Annotated in this window: 14 protein-coding genes; 11 read left to right on the top strand and 3 right to left on the bottom strand. The window is 73.5% G+C overall.

Annotated elements, in window-relative coordinates:
- The first annotated feature begins 97 nt into the window (after positions 1 to 97).
- The 8 genes from WG209_RS25100 to WG209_RS25065 all read left to right on the top strand — a co-directional run bounded on the left by WG209_RS25100 (position 98) and on the right by WG209_RS25065 (position 15,582).
- Positions 98 to 3,859 carry a serine/threonine-protein kinase gene (locus tag WG209_RS25100; RefSeq protein ID WP_337177860.1) on the top strand — a complete coding sequence of 1,254 codons (3,762 nt, stop codon included), beginning with the start codon at positions 98 to 100 and terminating at the stop codon, positions 3,857 to 3,859.
- 123 nt (positions 3,860 to 3,982) lie between these two features.
- Entirely contained in the window at positions 3,983 to 4,915 is a 933-nt protein-coding gene (locus WG209_RS25095) for a tetratricopeptide repeat protein (RefSeq protein ID WP_337177859.1), read from the top strand.
- Positions 4,912 to 5,850 carry a nitrilase-related carbon-nitrogen hydrolase gene (locus WG209_RS25090; RefSeq protein ID WP_337177858.1) on the top strand — a complete coding sequence of 313 codons (939 nt, stop codon included), beginning with the start codon at positions 4,912 to 4,914 and terminating at the stop codon, positions 5,848 to 5,850. The genes WG209_RS25095 and WG209_RS25090 overlap by 4 nt, the downstream gene beginning before the upstream one ends.
- Position 5,851: 1 nt before the next feature.
- Positions 5,852 to 5,974: a hypothetical protein gene (locus WG209_RS25085; RefSeq protein ID WP_337177857.1), complete on the top strand. Its 123-nt coding sequence runs from the start codon at positions 5,852 to 5,854 to the stop codon at positions 5,972 to 5,974.
- Positions 5,975 to 6,053: 79 nt separating this feature from the next.
- The gene (locus tag WG209_RS25080) at positions 6,054 to 9,890 is read left to right on the top strand and encodes an FG-GAP-like repeat-containing protein (RefSeq protein ID WP_337177856.1); all 3,837 of its coding nucleotides are present in this window, start codon (positions 6,054 to 6,056) and stop codon (positions 9,888 to 9,890) included.
- 40 nt (positions 9,891 to 9,930) lie between these two features.
- On the top strand, positions 9,931 to 10,482 hold the full coding sequence (locus WG209_RS25075; RefSeq protein ID WP_337177855.1) for a dual specificity protein phosphatase: 552 nt from the start codon (positions 9,931 to 9,933) through the stop codon (positions 10,480 to 10,482).
- Between the two features lie 67 nt (positions 10,483 to 10,549).
- A complete protein-coding gene (gene fusA, locus WG209_RS25070) occupies positions 10,550 to 12,673 on the top strand; it encodes an elongation factor G (protein WP_337177854.1) in 2,124 nt (707 codons plus the stop codon).
- A 293-nt stretch (positions 12,674 to 12,966) separates the two neighbouring features.
- Positions 12,967 to 15,582, top strand: a complete 2,616-nt coding sequence (locus tag WG209_RS25065) for a beta-galactosidase (RefSeq protein ID WP_337177853.1) — start codon at positions 12,967 to 12,969, stop codon at positions 15,580 to 15,582.
- A 16-nt stretch (positions 15,583 to 15,598) separates the two neighbouring features.
- Here the strand turns inward: WG209_RS25065 and WG209_RS25060 are convergent, their stop codons facing one another.
- Positions 15,599 to 16,492 carry a DUF1559 domain-containing protein gene (locus tag WG209_RS25060; RefSeq protein WP_337177852.1) on the bottom strand — a complete coding sequence of 298 codons (894 nt, stop codon included), beginning with the start codon at positions 16,490 to 16,492 and terminating at the stop codon, positions 15,599 to 15,601.
- Between the two features lie 297 nt (positions 16,493 to 16,789).
- On the opposite strand from WG209_RS25060, the gene WG209_RS25055 reads away from it, so the two are divergent.
- The 3 genes from WG209_RS25055 (at position 16,790) to fabD (ending at position 21,679) form a co-directional block, all read left to right on the top strand.
- Complete coding sequence (locus tag WG209_RS25055) at positions 16,790 to 19,474, top strand: pitrilysin family protein (protein ID WP_337177851.1); 2,685 nt, start codon at positions 16,790 to 16,792, stop codon at positions 19,472 to 19,474.
- A gap of 220 nt (positions 19,475 to 19,694) precedes the next feature.
- A complete protein-coding gene (plsX, locus tag WG209_RS25050; RefSeq protein WP_337177850.1) occupies positions 19,695 to 20,747 on the top strand; it encodes a phosphate acyltransferase PlsX in 1,053 nt (350 codons plus the stop codon).
- Between the two features lie 20 nt (positions 20,748 to 20,767).
- On the top strand, positions 20,768 to 21,679 hold the full coding sequence (gene fabD, locus WG209_RS25045) for an ACP S-malonyltransferase (protein WP_337177849.1): 912 nt from the start codon (positions 20,768 to 20,770) through the stop codon (positions 21,677 to 21,679).
- Positions 21,680 to 21,802: 123 nt separating this feature from the next.
- Here the strand turns inward: fabD and WG209_RS25040 are convergent, their stop codons facing one another.
- The gene (locus WG209_RS25040) at positions 21,803 to 22,204 is read right to left on the bottom strand and encodes an STAS domain-containing protein (protein WP_337177848.1); all 402 of its coding nucleotides are present in this window, start codon (positions 22,202 to 22,204) and stop codon (positions 21,803 to 21,805) included.
- Positions 22,205 to 22,241: 37 nt separating this feature from the next.
- Positions 22,242 to 23,423, bottom strand: a complete 1,182-nt coding sequence (locus tag WG209_RS25035; protein WP_337177847.1) for a glucose-6-phosphate dehydrogenase assembly protein OpcA — start codon at positions 23,421 to 23,423, stop codon at positions 22,242 to 22,244.
- Positions 23,424 to 23,430: the final 7 nt, after the last annotated feature.

Genomic DNA, 23,430 nt, shown 5'->3' with positions numbered 1-23,430 from the left:
GATCGTGCCGCGGCGGGCCATCTTGCGTATCCTTGATTGAATCGCGGGCGGCTCGTCGGTCGGGCCGGGGGCGCGGGCGGGTTGGCCGAGGGTTCACATGGCCGAAGCGAGATCGACCAGCCTGGAGCCCTATCGGTTCCGGATCGGCAGCTACGGCGTCCTCCACCCGCTGGGGTCGGGGGGGATGAGCTCGGTCTACCGCGCAGTCCACCTGGAGACCGGGCACGAGGTCGCGCTGAAGGTCCTGCCGACCGACAAGGCGCGGAACGAGACGATCCTCAAGCGGTTCGTCGCCGAGGCCCGCAGCGCCGCGGACCTCCAGCACCCCAGCATCGTCCAGATCTTCGACCGGGGCAGCGACGACGGGCGCTTCTACCTGGTGCTGGAGTACGTCCCGGGGTGCGACCTGCACGACTACGTCCAGCAGCAGGGCCCGCTCGACCTCGACGAGGCGGTGGGGCTGATCGTCGAGGTGGCGCGCGGGCTGGACTACGCGGCGTCCCGAGGCGTGATCCACCGCGACGTGAAGCCGTCGAACATCCTGCGGACGCCCGAGGGGGAGGCGAAGATCATCGACCTGGGCCTGGCCCTGCGCCCCGAGGCCGAGGACGAGCGCGTCACCCGCGAGGGGACGACCGTCGGCACGGTCGACTACATGGCGCCGGAGCAGGCTCGCGACAGCCGGGCGACCAGCTTCCAGAGCGACATCTACTCCCTGGGCTGCACGCTCCACTACCTGCTGACGGGCCTCCCCCCCTTCCCCGGCGGCGACATCACCGAGAAGCTGACCCGTCACGCGCGCGCCCCGGTGCCCGATGTCCTGGCCGCGCGGCCCGACCTCCCCCCCGGGCTCGGCGTGGTCCTGCGCAAGATGATGGCCAAGAAGCCGGAGGACCGCCACGCGAGCTATCGCGAGCTGATCTCGGCCCTCCAGGGGATCGGCGCCCCGGACGCGTCGAGCGTCGCGCTGGTCCCGATCGACGAGGAGCGGAGCGGCGGGCCCACGCGCGGCCGGCCCCTGCCGCCGGCGGCCGTCGGCCCCCCGATGCCGGAGATCTCCCTCGCCACGCTCGCGGACCATCTTTTGGAGGAAGAGCCCGCGCCCCCCCGGCCGCTCGCCCCGGCCGGGGGGGTCGCCCGCTCATTCGCGCCCGCGCCCATGTCGCGGCGAGGGTGGTCGGACGTGCCCGAGGACGCGTGGATCTGGCGTTGCGTCATCATCGGGGCGATCGTGATCGTGGCGGTTATCGGCCTGGACCTGATCATCCGGCCGTTCCCCACCTTCGATCCGGTGCCCGACGTCCCCAAGCCGGCGCGCCCGGCGCAGCCCCCCCCGCCCCGTCCCGATCCGGGCGCGGCGCCCAGCCCCGCGCCGGAACCGGACGGGCCGGTCGCCGCGCCCGCCGCGGCGACGGAGCCGGCCGCGGCGTGGCGGGAGCCCGCGGACTCGCCGACTCATCGCGTGCCGAGGAAAGAGTACGCGCCGGGGATCCTGGCCGCCTACCTCCCCCCCTGGGCTCGCGAGCCGATCCCGCTGGAGGTGGATGGCCCCCGGACGGTGGTCCGGCGCGCCCCGGACGACCGCGACGCCGGGGCCGTCTCGACGCTCCGCCAGGCGCTGGACGTCCCCCGCGGCGTGGTCGAGATCGCGGACGTCGGGCCGTTCACGCTCGGCGACACGCGGATCCCCGGCGAGGCCCGCATCATCCGCTCGCGGCCCGGCTACCGCGCCGTCGTTCGGATCGAGGGGGCGCGGGACGAGGCGGTGCGCTCGCTGCCGGGGGTCTTCAACCTGGAGGGCCGGAGCCTGATCCTGGAGTCGCTGGACATCGTCGTGAACGTGCGCGACCTGGGGATCAACCAGGACGCCTTGTTCCGCCTGGCCGGCGGCGACCTGACCCTGCGGGATTGCACCGTCACGATCTACAACCCCCTCAAGGCCCCGTTCGCGTTCCTCCGCTCCGACGGGGGCGCGTCGCGGACCTCGCGGGTCCGCCTGGAGGACTGCCTGATCCGGGGGGACGTCTCGACGCTGCTGGAGCTGGGGGCGGGCCGGGCGGAGGTCGTGGCCCTGCGGTCGGTGCTGGCGTCCGACGGGGCGATCGCGCGGACGCTGGACGCCTTGCCGCAGCCGCGGCACGCGCTGTCGCTGGTGGGCTCGGCGCTGGCGTGCCGGGGGCCGATGATCGACCTGGCGGGGGGGCCGAAATCGGACGCGACCTCGCAACGGCTGGCGGTGAAGGCGTTCGACACGGTGTTCGGCCGGATCGGCGGGCCGGGGATCGCCAGCCTGATCCATAGCGATACCCCCTCGGCCGCGCTGGACCAGCAGCTCGACTGGACCGGGGCCGGCAACCTGTTCGCCGGCTGGCTGGGCTTCTACTCGACCGGGCCAGACCACGAGGTCCGCTCGCGCGCGCTGGCCGCGTTCCGTTCCACGTGGAACGGGGAATCGGAGTCGTCGCGCGAGGCCCCGGCGGAATGGCCGGCGACGCCGTGGATCGCCGAGATCGCGCCGTCCGCGCTCCGGCCGGTCGCCGCCGGCTGGGAGGGGCTCCTCGACGGGGTCGCCGAACCGCGGTCGTACCTGAAGTCGCGGACGCTGTTCGGCTTCGCCCCCCCCGCCGCCCCGACGATCGCCGCGCCGCGAGGCCCCGCCGAGACCATCGGCGAGTTGACCTTCGACGCCGACGCGCCGGGGCCCTGGGGGGGCGACCTGGGCGCGTTCCTCCGGGCCAACGCGGCCGAGCCCGACGGCCGGCTGCGCGTCCGCGTCGTCGGCTCGGGCGCGCGGCCGATCTCGCCCGTCCGGCTGGCCCGCGGCTCCACGCTCGAGATCCGCGTCGAGCAGCCCCCGCCCCCCCCCGTCGACAACCCGGGCGAGCCGGAACGCCCCCCCCTGACCTTCGAGCCCGCGCCGGACGCGACCGGCGACGCCCTGTTCATCGCGGACGGCGGCTGGCTGGCGATCACCGGGATGCGCCTCCGCGTGGAAGCGCCGACGGCGGTCGAGTCGCTGATCCTCGCGGAGGACGGCTCGCTCGCCCTCCGAGGCTGCGAGCTGTCGGTCCCGGGGGGGATGGATCGGCCGCCGGTCCTCGTCTCCTTCCGGGCACCGACGACCCGCCCGAGGCACGCCCCGCCGGACGGGAGCCCGCTCGACGGCCCCGCGGATCGCCCGGCCTGCGTCCTGGAAGGGTGCGTCCTGGCGACCACCGGCGACGCCCTCCACGCCGAGGTGGGCATGGGGGTGGTGTCCCTGTCGGGGTCCGCGATCGGGGCGCGCGGGGACGCCATCACGCTGACGCCGTCGCGGGTCGCCCGCTCTCGGTTCCTCGCGGACCTGAGGATCGACGGCTGCACGATCGCGACGGGCGCGGCCGCCGTGCGCGTGGGCGCCTGGCCGGGCGAGGCGCCGGGGCCGGATCGCCCCTGGCTCGTCGCCAGCTCCGACACGGCCTACGTCGACCTCTCCGAGCGGACGCCCAGGGAGAGCGTCCTCTGCCGGGCCGACGCCGAGGACTTCGCGCAGGGCCGGATCTTCTGGCGGCAGGACCGCGACGCCGTCGAGACCTGGGGCTTCGCGGCCGGCGGCGACGGCCCGCTGCCCAACCGCAACCGCGACGTCGTCTCCCAGTGGGTCGACCTCTGGGGGACCGACCACGTCCGCGACGTGACCGGGCCGCGTCCCGGCTCCTCCGCGCCCAGCGTCCGGCTGCTGGGGCGGCCTCGTCCCGGGCGCGTGGAGCCCTCGGACCTCCAGCTCGACCCGAACCACCCGGCGTTCCGATCCCGCCCGGACCTCGGCCCCGACCCGTCCCTTTTCGGCACCCTGGGCCCCCTGGCCCGCCGGCGCTGACGTTGAATCCGACGCGGCCCAACCCGAGCCGCGCGGATCGCTGTTCCCTCCCCCGCGCGCGGTTGCGATAATACGTCGACGCGTGCACCGAGACGGGCCGGCACCCAGGGAGGAGGCGACGTGATGACGAGGATCGAGCCGCTCGCCGCGCTGATCGTCGGGGCATCCCTCATCGCCCCCGCGTCCGTCGCGCGGGGCCAGTCGTCGGGTTCGGGCGCGACGGGGAGCGCCCCTCCGGGCGCCGGCTCGGGCGAGGACAAGGGGGGCGACCCGACCAGGGTCCCCGCGGCCGTCTCGTCGGGATGGGGACGCTGGTGGCAGCCGTACTACACCGTCCGGGGGACGCCGGACGGCCGGGTGATCCCCACGCTCCACCTCCCGTTCGGCCCCGCGCCCCCCGTCGTGATGATCGCGCCGGCGAGCCGGCCGACGCTCCCGCCCCCGCCCCCCGGCCTGGTGCGTCCGGTCCCGGCGACGGCCCCCACCAAGGTCGTGAAGAAGGCCGACCGCGAGCGGGCGGAGCTGCTGACGACCTACGGCGACCGCCTGTTCCGGGCCGGCAACCTCAAGCGGGCCGAGGAGCGCTACGAGCAGGCGGCCAGGCTCGACCCGTTCTCGGCGACGCCCCGAGCGCGGCTCTCCCAGGTGGCGCTCTCCCGCGGGCGCTACGGCGAGGCCGCCGACTTCCTGCGCGAGGCCGAGACCGCCGAGCCCGGCTGGATCGCCACGGCGCGGGACGTCCAGTCGCTCTACTCCGAGCCCGCCGACTTCGCGCGGCATGTCGCCCGGCTGGAGGCCCACCTGCACAAGGAGCCGCTCGACCGCGACGCCTGGCTGGTGCTGGGCGCCCAGTGGTTCCTGTCGCGTCGCGAGGGGCGGGGGGCCGACGTCTTCCGTCGGCTCGACGACCCCAACCGCCGGCCCGACGTCGCGCTCGCCGCGTTCCTCGAGGCCGCCCGGCTCCGCGAGCCCGATCCCGAGCCCCAGGCCCGGGGGCCCGAGCCCGGCGCCGACCCGTTCCAACCCCCCGCCGATGAGGTCCCCGCGCGACCGTGATCGAACGCTACTACGCCGCCGCGTGCCAGACCGACTTCCCCTCCCCTCGCTCGCGAGACGAGATCCCGAAGCGGGTCGACCGGATGCTGGAGATGGTCGACCACGCGGTCGTCGGCTACTCGCCGTTCTTCGACGTCCGCCTGGTCGTCTTCCCGGAGTTCGCCCACAGCCCGCCGAGGTACGCGACCGTCGACGAGCTGCGCGACAAGCTCGCCGTGCCGATCCCCAACGAGCACACCGACCGCTACGTCGCCAGGGCGCGCAAGCGCGGCGTGTATATCCAGACCGGGACGTTCCTGGAGGCCGACCCCAGGTATCCCGACGCGGTCTTCAACACGACTTGCCTGATCGGCCCGGACGGGGTCCTGGCCCGCTACCGCAAGGTGAACCCCTGGCTGCCGTGGGAGGTCCACGCCAGCCCGGCCGACCTGCCCGGCTACGACGAGCCGCTCTTCCCGGTGGTGGAGACGGAGATCGGCCGCCTGGGCGCGGCGATCTGCTACGACTGGCTGTTCCCCGAGGCCATCCGCGCCCTGGCCCTGGCCGGCGCGGAGGTGCTGATCCGGGTCTCCGCGTACATGGACCCCTGGGGGGCGACCCCGCCGATGGACTGGTGGACGCTGTTCAACCGGGCGCGGGCGGTGGAGAACCTGGCCTACGTCGTGGCGTCGAACCAGGGGGCGTCGCTGGCGAACTACCCGCCGTTCTCCTGGCCGGGGGGGAGCATGATCGTCGACTACGACGGCCGGATCCTCTCGCAGGCCGACCCGGGCCCCGGCGAGAAGATCGTCGTCGGCCCGATCGACCTGGCCGCGCTCCGGGCCGAGCGCGGGCGTCGGAGGGGCCATCACATGCTTTCGCAGCTACGCCACGGCGCGTATAGTGATCTCCACGCCCGGCCCGATGATCGGCCGCCGGGCGGGGGGTCGCGCTAAGATGCTCCGCTGGTTGATGCTCGCGTCCGTCGTCCTCTCGCTCCTGTCCGCCGGATGCGGCGGCGGCGAGGAACCGTCCGAGATCCCGAAGGAGCCGCCGAAGGGCAAGGGCCTGCCGAGGTAGCCCGCGCGGCCCGCCCTAGCGATCGATCGACCGCCGCGGCCCTCGCCGCGCGCGTCTCCCAGCCCCCATGAGTCGCACCATGCGCCCCGCATCCTCGCGTCCCTGGCTGATCGTCCCGGCCTTCCTGCTGATCGGCTGCGGCCGGGCGGAGGCCCCGCCGGAGGTCGAGCCGCCGCCGGCGCCGGTCGCGGCGCCCGAGGGGCCGCGGGACGCGATCCCGCCCGAGTACTTCGACGCGGTCGTCGCCGCTCACCTCCGCGGGCTCGGGCTGATGGAGCAGTATGAGTATCGCAAGGCCGCCGCCGCCTTCCGCGACGTCCACGAGCTGGCCCCCGACTGGCGCGCCGGCGCGGTGAATTTGGCGATCGCCCTGCTCAACGACGGCGGGCTCCAGGAGGAGGAATCGAAGAAGTCCGGCGACGGCGAGGAGGCCGCGTCCAACTTCGACGAGGCGCTGGAACTGCTCGACGGGGTGCTCGCGTACTCGCCCGACGACCCCCGGGCGCTGTTCAACAAGGGGATCATCCTGGCCCAGCTCGGCCGGCCCGCCGAGGCCCACCCCCTGTTCCTGAAGGTCGCGGAGATCGACCCGCTCGACGCCGCCTCGTGGCTCTGGGCGGCGAACACGGTGGTGAACGCCCAGGACCCCTCGCTCCCCGTCGGCCCCGCCGAGGCCGAGAGGAAGATCACCCTGCTCACCCGGGCGCTCGACATCAACCCGAACCTGGCGTCGGCCCTGTACCCGCTGGCCTTCGCCTACCGCATGGCCGGCGAGCCGGAGAAGCAGCGCGAGATCCTGACGAGGTGGCGACAGCTCGACACCGATCGCCCCGGCCTCAGCCCCGGTGTGGGGGACATCGTCGAGACCTCCTACGGCGAGATGGGCCGCTATGGCTCCATCACCGCCGGGGTCCCTCCCGCCGCGCCCCCCGACATCGAACTCGATCCCTATCTCCCCGCCGAACGGCAGCTCGAACGGCTCCAGGAACTGGAGGAGGAGCGGCCCGCCGTCCCCCACTTCGATTCGCCGGTGGCGCTCGACGTCAAGCTCCCGGACGGCTGCCGCTGGGCCGTGCCCGACGACTTCGCGGGGGACCTCGCGGCGATCGACCGCGTCCGCGCCCGGTTCGGCGCCGGGGTCGCGGCGTTCGACGCCGACGGCGACGGCCTGACCGACCTCTACCTGACCGCGGCCGTCGTGGGCCCCAACGGCCCGCGCGACGCGCTCCTGCTCAACAGGGGGGAAGGCGGCTTCGAGGACGTCTCGGCCGCCTTCGGCCTGCCGGACGACCGCGCCAGCACGGGGGTCGCCGCCGGCGACTTCGACGCCGACCGACGCGTCGACCTCTACCTGACCGGCCTGGAGGGCCGCCTGCTCCGCAACGTCGACGGCGTCCGGTTCGAGGACGTGACGCCGCCCCTCCCGGCCGACGCCCCCCTCGCGCTGTCGCTGACGGCCCGCTGGCTCGACCTGGACCAGGACGGCGACCTGGACCTCTACGTCGTGAACTTCACCACGGCCGACCGCGCCGGCGACGCCCTCCGCGAAGGGGTCGAGTCGCCGCCGGGCATGCCGAACTTCGCCTGGCGGAACGACGGCGTGCCCCCCGCGTTGCCGGGCAAGCCCCAGCCCGCGTGGACGCCGCTCGCCACGGCCGACAACGTGACGCCGACCGCCGGCCTCTCGATCGCCCTGGTCCCCTGGCCCGAGCAGCCGGCGCTGGGGGGCGAGGCCCGCCGGCACACCGGGGTCGCCCTGGCCGACTTCGACGGCGACCGCGACCTCGACCTGATCCTGACCTCCGACGACGCCCCCCCGCTGGCCGTGCTCAACGACCGCCTGGGCCGCTTCCGCGCCGAGCCGATCGGCGGGATGACCGCGCCGGCCGCCTCGGGCCTGGCGGTGGTGGACATCGACGCCGACGGCCGTCCCGACCTGGTCGCCCCGTCGGCCTCCGGGTCGCTGGCGATCTGGCGGAACACGACCGCGAGGGCGCCCGCCGCGGACCTTGTCCCGACCTTCGAACCGTTCGCCAACAACGCGCGCGAGTGGCGGACGGCGATCGCGGCCGACGTGGACCTCGACGGCCGCTTCGACCTCGTCGGCCTGCTCGCCCGGGCTGAGGGGGGGCGGTCGACGCCGCCGGTGATGTGGGCCCGCAACGAGCGGACCCGGCTGAGGGTGGCCGAGCCGCCGATCCTCGCGGAGTTCCCCGACGGCCTGGCGGTCGTCGACCTGGCCGGCGACCCCCTGCCCGACCTCCTCGTCGTCTCGCCCGGCGAGGCGCCGGCCGTGGCGACGAACCTCGGGAGCGGGAACCGCTGGCTGTCGCTGGACCTCTCCGGGCGCTGGCGGGTCAAGCCCGAGTTGATGCGGACCAACCCCCACGCCGTCGGTGCCCGAGTCTCCATCCAGGCGCGAGGGGTGGACGCCGTCCATTTCCACGGCGGCTCCGACACGGGGACCGGCTCGGCGCCCGGCCCGGTCGTGTTCGGCCTGAAGGACCGCCCGACGGCCGACGTCGTCCACGTCCACTGGCCCGACGGCGTGATGCAGGCCGAGCTGAACATCGCGGCCGACCAGCGCGTCCCCCTGGCCGAGCGGAACCGCAAGACGGGCTCGTGCCCGGTGCTTTTCACGTGGAACGGCGAGCGCTTCGTCTGCATGGGCGACTTCCTCGGCGGCGGCGGCATGGGCTACCTGGTCGCGCCGGGGGTTTACGGCCAGCCCGACCGCGACGAGGCCGTCGCCATCGCCGACGACCAGCTCCGGGCCGAGGCGGGCGTCTTCCGGATCTCGATCACCGAGCCCATGGACGAGGTCGCGTACCTCGACCACCTGACCCTGGACGTGATCGACCGGCCGCCCGGCGTCTCCGTGGCCCTGGACGAGCGGTTCGCCCCGGCGGGGACCCGGCCCACGGGCGAGCTTCGCGCCTGGCGCGAGGCGATCGAGCCCGTCCGCGCCACCGACCTGAAGGGGGCCGACGTCACCGACGCGCTGAAGGCCTGGGACCGCGTGACGGTCGACGGATTCGCGCGGCTCTCGTCGTGGGTCGGGTACGCGGAGGAGCACGGGATCGTCCTGGACTTCGGCGACCGCCTCGCCCGGTTCGGCGCCGACGACGGGCTGCTGCTGACGCTCGCGGGGTGGGTGGAGTACCCGTACTCGCAGACCAACTACGCCGCCGCCACGGCGGGCGTCTCGCTGTCGCCCCCGGCGATCGAGCGGCTTCGGGACGACGGCGCCTGGGAGACGATCGAGCCCCACGCCGGCTATCCCGCGGGGCTTCCCCGGATGACGACGCTGGACCTGACCGGCAAGCTGACCGGGCCTCGCTGCGTGCTCCGGATCCGCACGAACATGGAATGCTACTACGACCGGGCGTTCATCGCCGTCCGCGACGCGGAGGCGGAACGGACCCTGCGCGTCGCCAGCCTCCCGGTCGCGCGGGCCGTGCTGGGCCCGCGCGGCTACACGCGCGAGGTCTCGCCCGACGGCCGGCTCCCGCTGATGTACGACTACGAGTATGTCGACCCCGCGCCGCTGGCCCGGATGTCGGGGATGCTGACCCGGTTCGGAGACGTGGCGGATCTGCTGCGCGCGGACGACGACCTCCTGTGCGTGGTCGGCCCCGGCGACGAGGCGCGCGTCGAGTTCGCCGCCGACTCGGTCCCGCCGCTCCCCGAGGGCTGGAGCCGGAGTTACGTCCTTCGCTCCGTGGGCTACTGCAAGGACGCCGACCCGTTCACCGCCGGCAGCGACGACGTCGGCCCGTTGCCGTGGCGCGGGATGCCCGCCTACCCCTTCGCCGACCCGGACGCCGCCCGGCCGCTCGACCCGGAGTACGAGAAGTACCTGAGGACCTACCAGACGAGGCCGGCGGGGGGCGGGCCGGCCGGGCGCGGCTCCTGAGCCGAGGGCGCGGCGGCGTCCCCTCGATCGCGAGGCGACCATGAGGCAGGCGGTTCCCCATCCCGTCTGGATCGGCCACGCCGGCGACGGGCGGGACTTCGCCCGGCTCCACGAGGCCGGCATCCGGGCCGTGGTCCAGCTCGCCGTCGAGGAGCCGGCGATCCTGCTCCCCCGGGAACTGCTCCACTTCCGCGTCCCGATCTCGGACGGGGCCGGGAATCGGGCCGACCACCTGGCCCTGGCGATCCGGACTGTGGCCGAACTGCTGTCGCGACGCATCCCCGCGCTGGTGTGTTGCGGGGCGGGGATGAGCCGGTCTCCCTGCATCGTGGCGGCGGCGCTGGCGATCACCACGGGCGAGCCGCCGGAGGCATGCCTCGACACGGCCGCCGGCCGGGGACCGCGCGACGTCTCGTCGAGCCTGTGGCGCGACGTGTCCGCGTTGGTGGCGACCTGGCGGTCCACCCCCGGGCGACAGGAACGCGCGCGAGACCCCGGCTTGGCCTCCGTGGCCGCGCGACTCCCGGCGTCGAAGGCCGCGCCCATCGGGTCATTCGCGCTGATTCCGGCGCGCGCTCGCGGTAAGCTGTAAGACCACCTCGCGGTCGACCCGGCCGCGTGCGCCCCCACTCCATCGCCGAGCGCGGAACGAGACGACCATGGCCAGCGACGACGTAAGCAATCAACTACGCCGGATCCGGAACATCGGGATCATCGCCCACATCGACGCCGGCAAGACGACGACCACCGAGCGGATCCTCTACTACACGGGCGAGATCCACCGGATGGGGGACGTCGACAAGGGGAACACGACCACCGACTACCAGGTCGAGGAACGCGAGCGCGGGATCACCATCTTCGCCGCGGCCATCACCTGCAAGTGGAAGGACGTGGCGGGGAACCCGATCACCATCAACCTGATCGACACCCCGGGCCACGTCGACTTCACGGCCGAGGTCGAGCGTTCGCTCCGCGTCCTCGACGGCGCGGTGGTCATCTTCTCCGGGGTCGAGGGGGTCGAGGCGCAGAGCGAGACCGTCGGGCGCCAGGCGGGCAAGTACCACGTCCCGCGCATCTGCTTCGTCAACAAGATGGACCGCATCGGCGCGGAGTTCGAGCGGGTCTTCGAAGAGATTCGGGACCGCCTGGACGGCCACCCGATCCCCATCCAGATCCCCATCGGCGCGGGGCCCGAGGGGTCGATGGGGGAGTTCCAGGGGCTCATCGACCTGATCGAGATGAAGGCCCTGTTCTTCGAGACCGCCGACCTGGGCTCCACGTTCACCGTCCGCGAGATCCCCGACGAGCTGCGGCTGGACGCCGAGGCGTGGCGCGAGACGATGCTGAACTCGCTCTCCGAGTTTGACGAGGCGTTCGCCGAGCAGTTCATGGCCCACCTCGACGGGGCCGAGCTGACGTCCGAGATGATCCATCAGGCCCTCCGCCGCGCCACGCTGACCGGCGGGGCGCAGCCGGTCCTGTGCGGGTCGAGCTTCAAGTACGTCGGCGTCCAGCGCCTGCTCGACGCCGTGGCGGCCTACCTGCCGAGCCCGCTGGACATGCCGCCGATCGACGGCATCCACCCCAAGAAGGGGACCGAGCAGGTCCGCAAGCCCGACCCGGGCGAGCCGTTCTGCGGCTTGGTCTTCAAGATCACGAGCGACGCCCACGGCGACCTCTCGTTCGTCCGGGTCTACTCCGGCGTCCTGAAGGCGGGCACCCGGCCGCTGAACCCCGGGCGCGAGGAGAAGGAGAACTGCTCGCGGCTGTACCACATCCAGGCCGACGACCGCGTGCAGATCCCCGAGGCGCTCACCGGCGACATCGTCGGCGTCGTCGGCCTGAAGAAGGCCGTGACCGGCGACACCCTCTGCGACGCCTCGCATCCCATCTTGCTTGAACGCATCGAGTTCCCCGAGACCGTCATCAGCATGTCGATCGAGCCGGTCAGCTCGGCCGACAAGGGGAAGCTCTCCGACACGCTCAACTCCCTGGCCCGCGAGGATCCGACGTTCGCCTTCAAGGTCAACGAGGAGACCGGCCAGACGATCATCTCCGGGATGGGCGAGCTGCACCTGGAGATCCTGAAGAACCGCATGACGCGCGACTTCAAGTTGAAGGTGCACGTCGGCCGCCCGCGCGTCAGCTACCGCGAGACGGTCAAGAAGGCGGTCAAGCGGGTCGAGGGGACCTGCATCCGCCAGACCGGCGGCACGGGGCTCTACGCCAAGATCAAGATCGACGTGGAGCCCGAGGTCCAGCCCAAGGGGGCGCCGACGGTCCACTTCGTGAACAAGCTGAAGGGCGGCGTCATCCCCAACGAGTACATCCCGGCGATCGAGGCCGGGATCCGCGAGGAGGCGAAGTCGGGCGGCAAGACGGGATACCCGCTGGTCGACCTGAAGGTCACGCTGGTCGACGGCGACGCCCACGACGTCGACTCGTCCGACCTGGCGTTCCGCTTCGCCGCGTCCGACGCCCTGCGCAACGCCATCGAGGAGGCCGGCCCGGTCCTGCTGGAGCCGATCATGCGCCTGGAGGTCGTCACCCCGGACGATTACCTGGGCAACATCACCGCCGACCTGGCCAGCCGCCGCGCGCTGATCGAACGCACCTCGACGCGGGGCAAGCTGATGGTCATCGACGCCCGCGCCCCGCTCAAGGAGATGTTCGGCTACTCCACCGCCGTCCGCAGCCTGTCGCAGGGCCGCGCCAGCTACACCATGGAGCCGCTGGAATACGCCGCCGCGCCCGAGAGCATGCTCGAAGCGCTGACGGGGTGAGGCACCGGCCGTGATGCCCTGGATGTCCACCCGCCACCGTTTCAGGGCGAGCCATCATCACGGCCTTCCCCCCTGGTGGGGGAAGGTGGCCCGGGGGGCCGGATGAGGGGGGACGAGCGAGACGGTTCTCGGTGCTTGAGGGAGCCTGCCACGGCCGTCGACCTGGGCCAGGTTTCGAACCCCAACGCTCGGCGGGCGGGCTCCCCCTCATCTGACCGCTTCGCGGTCTGTCTTCCCCCTCCAGGGGGGAAGAACGTCAACGATCGCTCTCCCGCACCTGGAGCCACACCCCGATGACTCGCCTCGGCCGCCTCGCCGCCTGTTCGTTCCTCCTCGCCGCGATCCTCGCCACGCCGACGTTCGGGCTGACGGTCCGGGTGAAGGTCCAGGATGGGGTGCCCCGGATCTTCGTGGACGACAAGCCGGCGCGGGCGCGGATGTTCTTCGGGATCCCCGGCTCGGCGCCGATCGCCGTCGGGCCCGAGGGGCGAGAGATCCGGTTCCAGTTCACGGCGGCCGGCGACGCCGAGAACGGCACGTTCCACGTCCGCTGCGGCTCCATCCCCGGCGAGGTCGACATCGACGAGATCCGCGTGGTCGACCTGGACGACGGCCGCGATGTCGTCCCGCGGCAGGACTTCGAGGCGGGCCCCGACTCGTTCGCCTCGCGCTGGACGTTTTGGCCGACGGGTGACCAGAACACCGTCGGGGCGCCGGCCGTCGCGGACGGCGTGGGGAAGGGGGGCTCGGCCGGGCTCCGGATCACCCTGACCGAGCCGAGGGACGGCGGCGCGTGGCCCGACTTCCACGTCTTCCACCGGCCGAACCTCAAGCTCCAAAAAGGCCGACGCTACGAGGTCTCGCTGTGGGCCCGTTCAAGCGCCCCGCGCGACCTGACGCTCGGCTTCTACCGCCCCGGCTCCCAGTTCGTCTACCTCGGCGGCCCGCCGGGGCCGTATGAGACCGAGATCAGGCTGGCGGCCGACGTCGGCGTCGACTTCGTCAGCTTCCCCATCGACACCCCCTGGCCCGAGCCCGGCGCGCCGGCGGACTGGTCGGCCGTGGACGCCGCTTGCGAGCAGGTCTTGCGGGTGAACCCTCGCGCGCTGCTCCTGCCTCGCATGGGGCTCTACCCGCCGAAGTGGTGGACCGACCGATACCCCGGCGACGTCATGAAGTGGGAAGACGGCACGCGCAAGTTCGCCGTCCCCGCCTCGCCGCGATACCTCAAGGATGGCGCAGAGCGGCTCCGCGCCCTGATCGAGCATTTGGAGGAGCGGTTCGGCGACCGCGTCGCCGGCTACCATCCCTGCGGCCAGAACACGGGCGAATGGTTCTACGAGGACACCTGGGGACGCCCCCTGAACGGCTACGCGCCGGCCGACCTCGCCGCCTGGCGCGCCTGGCTGCGGACGAGGTACGCCGACGACGCCGCGCTCCGGCTCGCGTGGAACGACCCGGCCGCGAGCCTCGACGCCGCTCGGGTCCCCTCGCCCGCGTCGCGGCACGCCGCGCCCGGCGGCGTCTTCCGCGACCCGAAGACCGAGAGGCCCATCCTCGACTGGTCGGCGTTCCAGCAGGACGCGATGGCCGACGCCGTGCTGGCCTTCGCGAAGGCGGCGCGCGAGGCGTCCGGCGGGCGGAAGCTCGTGGTCTTCTTCTACGGCTACCTGTTCGAGTTCGGGGCCGTCGGCCAGGGCCCGGCGATCTCCGGACACTACGCGCTGCGGAAGGTTCTGGCCTCGCCGGACGTCGACATCCTCTGCTCGCCGATCTCGTACTTCGACCGCGGCCTGGGCGGGTCGGCCCCCGCGATGACCGCCGCGGAGAGCGTGGCCCTGGCCGGCAAGATGTGGCTCGTCGAGGACGACACGCGGACGTACCTGGCGCGCGGGAGCACGTTCCCCGGCGCCGAGGCGGGCGTCGACACGCCGGAGGAGACCATCGAAATCCTGCGTCGCAACGTGGGCCAGCAGGCGACCCGCAACTTCGCGACCTGGTGGATGGACCTGGGGTCGACCGGCTGGTTCAACGACCCGCGCCTCTGGGCCGAGATGCGTCGCCTGGAGGCGATCGACATCCCCCTCCTGCGCGATCCCGTCGCGTACCGCCCGGAGGTCGCCGCGGTGGTCGACGAGGAGAGCATGCTCCGGGTCGCCGCCGACGGCTACATCGCCAGCAAGCCCGCCGTCTACGATGCCCGCGCCGCGCTCGCCCGTTCCGGCGCCCCTTATGGTCAATACCTCGTCGACGACGTGATCGCCGGCAAGGTGGACGCGAAGCTCTACGTCGTGCTCAACGCCTGGAGCCTCACGGAAGCCCGGCGCGCCGGGCTGCGTCGGGCGACGCGGGGCAAGGGGGTGGTCTGGTCGTACGCCCCCGGATGGTTCGACGGCGACGAGCCTTCGACCCCCTCGATGCGCGAGCTGACCGGCTTCGACCTCCGGCCGTGCCTCGCCGCGAGGGCATGGGGCGAGCCCACCGCCGCCGGCCGGGCGCTCGGGCTAACGAGGGGCTTCGGCGTCGACCGCCAGGTGGTCCCGACGTTCGCCGCGACCGACGCCCGCGACGCCGAGGTGCTGGCTCGATACCCCGACGGCTCCGCGGCCGTCGCGCTCCGCGAGCCGGACGGCCGCGGCTTCTCGCTGTTCGTCGGCCCGCCGGGGCTGACGTCGGAGCTGGTCCGGCTGGCGGCGAGGAAGGCCGGGGCCCACCTGTACTCCGACGTCGACTGCAACGTGTACGCCAACGGCCCGTTCGTGGTGCTCCACGCCAGTCAGGATGGCCCCGTCGCCGTCCGCCCGCCGGCCGGCAAGGCGGAGATCGTCGACGCCCTGGACGGCGGCCCCGTCGCGTCGCCGACGCTCGAACTGCGCCGTGGCGAGACGCGGATCCTCCGTTTCCCGTGAAACGCGGCCTCGGCGATCAGTGGCCGACCACCGTGACGGCCTCGGAGCCGGCGCGGGTGCCGAGGGCTCGCCAGATCTCCGGGGCGACCGTGTCGCGCACGAACCGCGAGCCGCCGTCGAGGGTCAGGACGTGGGCGCCGCCGCCGTGGTTGCTGCCGGCGGTGATCGCGTTGAGGTCCGGCGCGGCGCGGCAGGAGGGGCGGCCGGGGGGGAGGGCGTGGGTGTAGAGGGAATGACCGAGCCGGCCTCGGAACCAGTACGAGCCCTTGAAGGGGGCGGCGACGGGCCCGCTGCGGCCCGGGATCGCCGTGGCGCACGACCGAGCGAATGCCTCGGGGCCGGCGAACTCGCCGTCGAGGATCGTGATGGAGCCCAGCCGCGAGGGGGCGTCGGAGTCGCCCTCGCCGACGATCCACTCGACGACCGCGGCGGTGGCGCTCAGGCCGTCGGGGACCTCGTCGGGCCCCAGCGGCGCCTCGCCGAACACGCCATCCCACGCCGAGACCGGCTCGCGGCCGAACGTGCCGGCGTTGCCCGCGTAGTTGGCGGCGAACCGGGCCATGGGCGCCGGCCGCCTGGTGTCCGAGGGGCAGAGGAAGACCCCGGGGATCGGCACGGCGGCCGTGCGGTCGTCGATGGCCGTCGCGGCGAGCGTCTTGTCGCCGAGGTACGGCAGCAACGCCCAGAGGAATGATCGATCGCCGGCGCCGGCCGGGAAGACCCTGTGGGCCGTCTGGTGATTGCCCAGCGCGAGCGCCAGGTTGCGGAGGTTCCCCGCGCACTGGGCGCGTCTCGCCGCCTCGCGGGCCCGCATCACGGCGGCGAGGACCAGCGTGGCGACGGCCGCGACGACCGCGAGCGCGACCAGCAGCTCGATCAAGGACAGGCCGCGACGCGTCAAGCGGGGCATCCAACCACCTCCGGACCTGCTCGGTGGAGCCCCGCCGCGCGGCGCGGGCCCCGCTCCCCATCATGACGGCGCGGCCGCCGAGGGGGAAGGCGACCGCCGCCCATCTCGGGCGAGGCCGGGCGTCGATCCGGGGGCGCGGGGGAGGGGTTGGGGTGTTACAATGGCGTGCGTCCGCGGGCCGGAGCGGGGGGACGCCCACGCCAGGCCGCCCCTTCCGGGATCGTCGTCGGCCCCCGTCCCCCATCCGGCGGCGCCGGCCCGGTCCTCGGCGCGCAGGCTGGAGAGGGTCGCATCGACATGGCTCGTCGGTTGAAGTCGCGCTCCGCCCCGGCCCGGGTCGGCTCCCAGCCCGTGTTCGAACGGGTCCTCGGCAATGGGTTGAAGGTCCTGGTCCTGCCCCGGAAGGGGGTCCGGATCGCGGTCTGCGACCTCTTCCACCCGGTCGGCTCGTACGACGAGCCCCCGGGCAAGACCGGGATCGCCCACTTCCTGGAACACATGCTGTTCAAGGGGACCGAGCGGTTCCCGAAGGGGAGCATCGACCAGCTCGCGTTCGTCGCCGGCGGCCAGGCCAACGCCGACACCGGCGAGGACCGCACCCACTACTGGTTCTCCCTGCCGGCCGACCGCTGGGAGCTGGCGCTGGAGGTCGAGGCCGACCGCATGACCTCCGCCCGCTTCGACCCCCGCGAGGTCGAGGCCGAGCGCCAGGTCGTCGGCGAGGAGCGGGCCCGCGACGCGGAGTCGGCCCTGTCCCGGCTCGACCAGACCCACCAGGCCCTCACCTTCCTCCGCCACCCGTACCGCAACCCGGTGCTGGGGTGGCCGCGCGACCTGGCGTCGATCTCCGTCGAGGATCTGGAGGCGTTCTATCGCCGCCACTACCGGCCCGACGGGGCGGTCCTGGTGTTCGCGGGGGACGTCGACCCGGACCGGGTGATCGCCCGCGTGGAGGAGCGCTTCGGCTCGATCCCGCCGGGGCCGCCGAGGCTCCAGGCCGAGGAAGACGAGCCGCCGCAGGTCGGCCGGCGCGACTTCGTCCTGAACGAGCCCGACACGCAGCCGCGAGCCCTCCTCGGCTGGCAAACCGTCCCGTCCCAGCACCCCGACGCCCCGGCGCTCGACGTGCTGGCCGACGTCCTCTCGGCGGGCCGGCGGTCGCGGCTCTGGCGGACCCTGGTGGAGGACCGTCGCCTCGCGGCGTGGGCCGAGGCCAGCCACGGCGCGGGGAGGAGGGCGGGGCAGTTCCTCGTCCAGATCGAGGGCGCCGAGGACCACGTCGACCCGGCCGAGGTCGAGGACGTCGTCCTGGAGCTGCTCGACGACCTGATCGAGCGCGGTCCGACCGCCGAGGAGATGTCCCGCGTCCGCAATCGGTTCGAGGCCGGCTGGCGCTGGGACCAGGAAGACCTGCTCGCCCTGGCCTGCGGCGTCGGCGAGGCCGCCCTGTGGGGCGACTGGCGGGACTGGCAGGCCGAGCACGCCGCGGCTCTGGCCGTCGACGCCGAGGCCGTCCGCCGGGTCGCCTCCCGGTATCTCCTGGATTCGAGGCTCACCGTCGGCTGGCTGCTGCGGACCGAGGAGGCGCCGTCGACGGCGGCCCCAGCGGCGACGCCCCGACGCGTCGTCCCCCCCGGCCGGGCGGCCTTCCCGACCGAGCCCCCGACGACGATCGCCGACATCGCCCTGCCCCCGATCTCGCCGCGGCCGAAGCTGATCGACTATCGCCCGCGGCGGTTCACGCTCCCCAACGGCCTTCGCGTGATCCACGAGCGTCGGCCGGGCGTCGGCGTGGCGGCGGTCGACTTCCACGTCGAGGGGGGATGGGTCCGCGAGCACGCCCCGGGCGCGGCGGCCCTGACCAGCCGGATGCTGGAGGAGGGGACCGCCTCGATGTCCGCCCAGGAGGTCGCCGCGGCGATCGAGGACGTCGGCGGCTCCCTGGAGCTGAGCACCGCCTGGAGCGCCCTGCGGACGCGGTCGGAAGACCTGGCGCTGGGGCTGGAGATCCTGGCCGACGTGGTCCGCCGGCCGGCCTTCCCGGAGGACGCGCTGGACTGGACCAAGCGCCGGCTGGTCGCCGAGCTGAAGGCCGATCGCGAGGACCCCGCGTTCCGCGCCGACCAGGAGTTCCGCCGCCTGGTCTACGGCGACCACCCCCTGGCCCGCGACCACCGCGGCGGCGTCCGCGACCTGCACCGGCTCACGCGCGAGGACGTGTTGGCGCACCACCGCCGCCACTTCGCCCCGGACAACGCGTTCCTCGTGGTGGTCGGCGAATTCGACCCCGCGCGGCTGAAGAGGCTGGTCGCGGCCCGCTTCGGCGACTGGGAGCCGTCCGGGTCGCCGGCCCCGGCGTGGCCGCCGCTGCCGCCGTGCGGCAGGCCGCGGTCGCGTCGAATCTCCTGCCCCGGGGAGCAGGTCCACATCGTCATGGGGCACCGCGGCGTCGCCCGGCACGACCCGGACTTCGACGCGCTGCTGGTCCTGGACCACATCCTCGGCAGCGGCCCCGGCTTCTCCGACCGGCTGGGGCGGATCGTCCGCGACGAGATGGGGCTGGTCTACAGCATCGGCGGCGGCGCGACCGACTCGGCCGACATGCTGCCGGGGCTGTTCCGCGTCTACGCCGGCACGATGCCCGAGGAGGCGGGCCGCGTGACGGAGGCCGTCGCCGAGCAGGTCCGCGCCATGCACTCCGGGGACTTCTCCGACGAGGAGGTGGAGCGGGTGAAGCGCTACCTCGCCGGCTCGTCGCTGTTCGACCTGCAGACGGTGGAGCAGAGGGCCGAGCGGCTCGTGGACCTGGAGCGGCTCGGGCTGCCGCTGGACGAGCCCCGCGCCTGGCCCGGCCGAGTGGCGGCCGTCTCGCCGGCCCAGGTGCGCGACGCCGCGCGCCGCCGGCTCGACCCGGACGGGCTGTTTCGCGTGGAACTCGGCCCCGTCGCCCCGCGCGTCCGGGCCTCGTCGCGTCGCCGGTGAGGCCGCTTGACAGCCCCGGATCCTCCCCCTTACGATGGGGACCGAATTGGCCGGCGCTGATGCGATCGCGGGCGGGTCGAGGGGGATCCGCGCGGGTCGTCGGCCGCTTGCCTGGGGTCGTCATCGATCGGGATGCGGACTGGGCGCGGCCCCCAGTCGCCGCATCCCGTCGTCGTTTCGACGTCGGCCCACCCTGCTGGAAAACCCCCGGAGATCTTCGATGCGGATAGCCCTGGACGCGATGGGTGGGGACTTCGCCCCTGGACCGATCGTCGCGGGCGCGGTGGAGGCGGTGCTCGACGACCGGGAGCTGGTCACGGTCCTGGTCGGCGACGAGGCGAGGATCAAGGCCGAGCTGGAGAAGGCCCCGGACGCCCCGCTCGACCGCCTGCCGATCTTCCACGCCGCCGAGGCGATCGGCATGGACGAGAAGCCGGTCGAGGCCCTCCGCAAGAAGCGCGACAACTCGATCTCCAAGAGCTGGGGCCTGATGGCCGCGGGGCAGGTGCAGGCGATCGTCTCGGCGGGGAACACCGGCGCGATGGTGGCGTCGGCCCTGTTCGCCGGCGAGCGCGCCAAGATGTTCCTGCCGGGCGTCCGCCGGCCGGGGATCGCCGCGATCTTCCCGTCGCACCAGGGCCCCATCGTCATCATCGACGTCGGCGCCAACATGGCCCCCAAGGCCGAGGACCTGTACCAGTACGGCCTGATGGGCTCCATCTACGCCGAGGAGATCCTGGGCGTGACCGCGCCTCGGATCGGGCTCCTCAACGTGGGCTCCGAGGAGGAGAAGGGGACCGACCTGACCCGCGCCACGCGGAAGCTGTTCGAGGAGGGCCCCTGGGCCGGCCGGTTCGTCGGCAACGTCGAGGGCCGCGAGATCTACGAGGGCCACGTCCGCGTGGTCATCTGCGACGGCTTCGTCGGCAACGTGCTCCTGAAGGCGGGGGAGGGCGCCGTCGAGTTCCTCTTCTCCGCGCTCCGCGAGGACATGGCCCGGCTGCTGCCGGAGTTCCCCGTGGAGGTCGGCATGAAGCTGAGCCAGAGCCTCAAGGCGCTGAAGACGCGCTTCGAGTACGAGGAGTTCGGCGGGGCGCCGCTGCTGGGCATCAAGGGAGCCTGCATCATCTGCCACGGCTCGTCCAAGGCCCGCGCCATCAAGAACGCCCTGCGCGTCGCCAACGTGATGGCGACCGACCGCATCAACGCGAAGATCATCGAGGGGCTCGCGGGCGGGGCCGCCCCCGCCGCCGCCCCGTCCCCCGACGCCTGACCGACCGCCGCGAGGAGACCATGGCGAAGATTGCATTCCTTTTCCCCGGCCAGGGGGCGCAGGCCGTCGGCATGTGCCGCGAGCTTGACGCCGAGCTGCCGGCCGTCCGCTCCCTGTTCGACCGCGCCGCGGAGGTCCTCGGCTTCGACCTCCGCAAGCTCTGCCTGGAGGGCCCGGCCGAGGCCCTGGAGGCGACCGACGTCTCGCAGCCGGCCATCTTCGTCGCCAGCCTCGCCGCCCTGGAGGGGCTGAAGGCGACCAACCCGGACGCCGTCGCCGCGTGCGAGGGCGCCGCCGGGCTGAGCCTGGGCGAGTACACCGCCCTGACGTTCGCCGGGGCGCTGGACTTCGAATCGGGCCTGGAGGTCGTCCGGCGTCGCGGCCAGGCGATGCAGGCGGCGTCCAAGGCGTCCCCCTCGGGCATGGTGAGCGTCCTGGGCCTGGACGAGGCCAGGGTCGACGAGCTGTGCGCGAAGGTCGAGCCCCACGGCCGGATCTGGAAGGCCAACATGCTCGGCCCGGGGAACATCGTCGTCTCGGGCGACGTCTCGGCGATGGAGAAGGTGGAGGGGGTCGCGACCGAGATGGGGGCGATGAAGGTCGTCCGCCTGGCGGTCGCCGGCGCGTTCCACACCCCGCTGATGAAGCCGGCCGACGAGCAGCTCGCCGAGGTCCTGACGAGGGTCGACGTGAAGGCCCCTCGGATCCCGGTCTACTCCAACGTCGACGCCTCCCCGCACGACGACCCGGAGGCGATCCGTCGCATCCTCGTGACCCAGGTCCTCCAGGGGGTCCGCTGGGACGAATCGATGCGCCGGATGATCGCCGACGGCTTCGACACGTTCTACGAGGTCGGCCCCGGACGCGTCCTCACCGGCCTGCTCAAGCGCATCGACCGCAAGACCCCCTGCACGAGCGTCCCGGCGCGCTGACGCGGGGAAGGGGGGCCGCGGCCGACGACGTCCGCCCCCCCCTCCATCGTCCCTCTCGCCTGGTGGGAGGGACGAACGTTTATCCGTCCCCGCGAGGCGCCGCCGGTCGTCGGCCGTTCGCGTTCACGACGTGAATTCCGGGCCGGTCGGGGCCGGCTCGGCGAAGGCGGCGAGGGCCTCCGCCTCGGTGTCGTGGATGGAGGCGACGCGCGCGAGGCCGATGATGTCGGCGCCGATGCGGACGTCGGGGGAGAGGCCGCAGAACTTGACGGTCCGGCCCATCTGGGCCGCCTTCTTCACCACCCCGGCCAGCACGGCGTGGCCCGTGCTGCCGACGTAGCCGACCCGGCCCAGGTCGACGATCGTCTTTGCCGCCCAGTCCTGGCCCACGACCAGGCCCAGCTCGTAAGACAGGGCCTCGGCCTGGGCGGGGAACTTCAGCTCGTGGACCATGACCTGCGCCACGGCCACGTCCCCCACCATGCTGAGGTTGAGCAGTTCGAACTTCGGGAGGCTTTCGGGCATGCGATCGGTCCTCGGCGGGGGCGGTCGGGTCGGTAGGTCAGGGGCGCGGGGCCTGGGCGTGCTCCAGGAGCCAGAGCAGGAGCGGGGCGGCCTTCTCGAACGGCGGGTCGATCCGCGAGAACTCCAGCGCCGATCCCACGCGCTCCGCGGCGTCGAGCGTGTCGGCGTGGACGGTGTTCGGGAGGCGGCAGTAGTCCTCGGCCTCGGCGTGGATCCGGATGTCCGGCGAGGCGGGCGAGTCGCGTCGCAGCCGGAACGACTCGGGGCCATGCTCGCCGTGGGCGCCGAGCGAGACCCCGACCAGTCGGGGCCTCGCGGGGAGGCCCTCGCCCATCGGGCCCGTCCGCGCCTCCAGGGTCGCCGGGCCGACGGGGCCGCGGAACGAGGCGCGGAAGATGGAGCCGTCGCCGTCGGCGATCAGTTCCGGAGTCCCCTCCGGCTCCCAGCCGATCTGCGACGCGAGCCAGGCACCCATCCAGAGCGCGAGGCGGGGCGGGGAGGTGGGGTCCGGGGAGACGGCCTCGACCGTCACGGAGTCGATCCGGCGGAGCGTCCGGCGGTGGATCGGGCAGTCGAAAAGCTGGGCCACCAGCTCGCGCCAGTGGGTCAGCCCGTACCACACGGCGTCGCGCGGGTAGGAGCCGGCGGCGGAGTCTAGGGCCATCCTCAGCGCCGCGGCGGATGTGCCGGGGTCGGGCAGGTCGATCATGACGCGCCCGCACTCGGCCGCCAGGTCGCGATAGAGCTTCTCGTGGGCCGTGGGGTCGGTGGTCCACCAGAGGATCATCGGCAGCCCGGTCTCCAGCAGCGGCCAGATCGCGGCGGGGACCAGGTCGAGCGCCTCGGGGCCGGCGCGCAGGACGATGCGCTCCGAGCAGACCTGCGGGGAGCCGCCGGTGGCGGGGAGGGAGCAGACGGCGGAGACCTCGGCCGTGACCTTCCGCCCCGGCTCGTCCGAGCCGCGGATCACGATCGCGCGGCAGGGGAAACGCTCCAGGACCGTCTCCAGCACCGGGCGCAGCGACGCGGCCTCGGGCGTCAGCCGCTCGACCACCAGGTTCGCCAGGACGACGCGGGTGGCCGTCGGGTTCTCCAGCTCGGGGCCGCCGACCCGCTCGGCGGCGGGGCCCCAGAGGTCTTCCAGCGTCTGGTCGATCCGCGCCAGCGGGACGGGGATCCCCTGGCCGTTCAGGAATGCATCGGAACTCGTCCCGGACATCACCGCC

It is taken from the genome of Paludisphaera sp., from assembly GCF_037189885.1.
Lineage (GTDB): Bacteria > Planctomycetota > Planctomycetia > Isosphaerales > Isosphaeraceae > Paludisphaera.
The sequence above is the reverse complement of the archived record's forward strand: the minus strand, read 5'-3'. Positions and strand labels throughout refer to the sequence as shown.